We start from the raw sequence: 1,848 nt of genomic DNA, 5'->3' as shown, positions 1-1,848 counted from the left end.
ACAGGTAACCGATACATTAGTTTCAATGTTTACTGAGTAACTAATTATTTTGCAGGAGGACAATTTATTTACACAAAATTATTGACGCTCCCATTTGTGGGAAAAGATACAACAAGATGAAGAACTTATGTGGAAATATTATTATCAAGGGATATATGTTTTTAGTGAGAAATATACAAGCATGACAAGTGTTAAGAAAGCCAAAAAACAACAAGTGACTTTAGGAACAAGAGCTACAATTTTAGAAAGCATGATTCGTTCCATGAACCGAGAAATGCATAAATTTTATAAAATTAAACCTTATTGGGAAACAAAACAGGCAGAGGTGGTGGAATAATGAGTGTAAATCAATTTGAGAAAGGGGAAAAAGAACATAAAAAATAGACAGCCGAGATGGGCTGTCTTGTACATAGAATATTGTGTCGTAACAATAAACGCTATCATTAGTCTAACATGTCTTGAAGTGATTTGTAAATGATTAAAGAAAATAAATAAAAAAGCCGGATTTCTCCGACCATAAATAATATTCCTGACATAAGTATTATATCATAATTGGGGGAATCAGAGGATGGTACTTTTCGATGTAAAGAAATATGAGACACCGAGCGCAAAAGATGTTGATATGGACCGCACAAAACATAATGTTGGTGTTTTCCTTTCAGCATATTTATCAGCAAGATGTAGAGTAGGACAACCTCGTGAGCCAAAAGTGACGGCATCTTATTCCTTGGTTCCGCCATCTACAGTTAATAATGTTTTTGAAGCTGAACGAATGTTGATAGATAGAGAAGAAGCACAAGAAGAATTTGAGTATTTGCATAAATTGTTTATTCGAGGATACTCTGCTATTCAGCATCCGCATAAACCTGATGTGACTGAAAGACGTAAAAAAATATTTTATGATCGTTACATCAATGGGCTGTCAATTTATGTAACTGCTCAAAGGAATAATACTAGCGAAGAATCTGTCAAACTAGAATCAAACAAGATTATCATCCAATTTGCTTCAGCATTAGAACTGGTTGCTTTTAAGTAGCCAGTTTTTACACTTTTTATACCTTTTTATTACCAATTTGGTTTCTTTTTTATACCTTTTTTATACCAATCGATTACCTGTTCAATGGTGTATTATGATAGTGTCGAAAGATTAGGAAACAGGACTTCGACAAAATAAACGAAGGGAGGCAATCTCCCTCATCGTTTTATTAAGCTTCGATAGGCAGCAACTAAACAAAAAAATAAACGAAAAGGATGTGTAAAAGCTCCTATAAATTGTTCAACATTTTTCTTTCGATTGGTTGCTGTCAGTTTTGATGTAAAAAATAGCTATCCTCAAAAGATAGCTAGCAATACAATTATTTTTTATTGCAACAAGAACGACAACAGTATTTGCATACAGAAAAATGTGATATTGGATTCTTAATTCTGAGGTATCGAAGAGCTGATGAGCATTCTGTGTAGTAACCAATTGCAATAGAATGTTTTTTATCAGGAACATGTGGGCAGTCTATCTCGTGTAGTGTTTGTATATTATTTTTTGTAAGTGTTGTATCGATAATATAACTAGGCATATGGACATCTCCTTATATCATTATAAAATAATTATACAACAATTAAAAAACAATGTGTAATATAATTGTATAATAATTAAAAAATATAATACACTTATGTCGTTGTGGCGGAAGTAGAGAGACGCAAAGGTGAAGGTAGGTTGCGTACGGCACACTACTGGGACCTTGTACAAAACTAGAACGGTGGAATGGCAACAGTTTTTTTGACAAATTTTATAAGGTGCAGAACTTCTTTCCGTATGCTATTCCGATTGTCCTTGACAATGAGCCTCCTCGG

General features: G+C 33.5%; 2 protein-coding genes. Both read left to right on the top strand.

What is annotated here, in order from left to right:
• The first annotated feature begins 94 nt into the window (after window positions 1–94).
• Window positions 95–337, top strand: coding sequence for a hypothetical protein (locus DIZ30_RS13175; RefSeq protein ID WP_234414821.1), 243 nt, complete (start codon window positions 95–97; stop codon window positions 335–337).
• Window positions 338–568: 231 nt separating this feature from the next.
• Window positions 569–1,036: an ArpU family transcriptional regulator gene (locus tag DIZ30_RS13170; RefSeq protein ID WP_109023289.1), complete on the top strand. Its 468-nt coding sequence runs from the start codon at window positions 569–571 to the stop codon at window positions 1,034–1,036.
• Window positions 1,037–1,848 lie beyond the last annotated feature (812 nt).

Origin of the sequence: Enterococcus sp. H57 (assembly GCF_003112495.1) — a bacterium.
Classification (GTDB): Bacteria; Bacillota; Bacilli; order Lactobacillales; family Enterococcaceae; genus Enterococcus_B; species Enterococcus_B faecium.
Note: the sequence above shows the minus strand (reverse complement) of the source record. Positions and strands in the feature narration are given on the sequence as shown.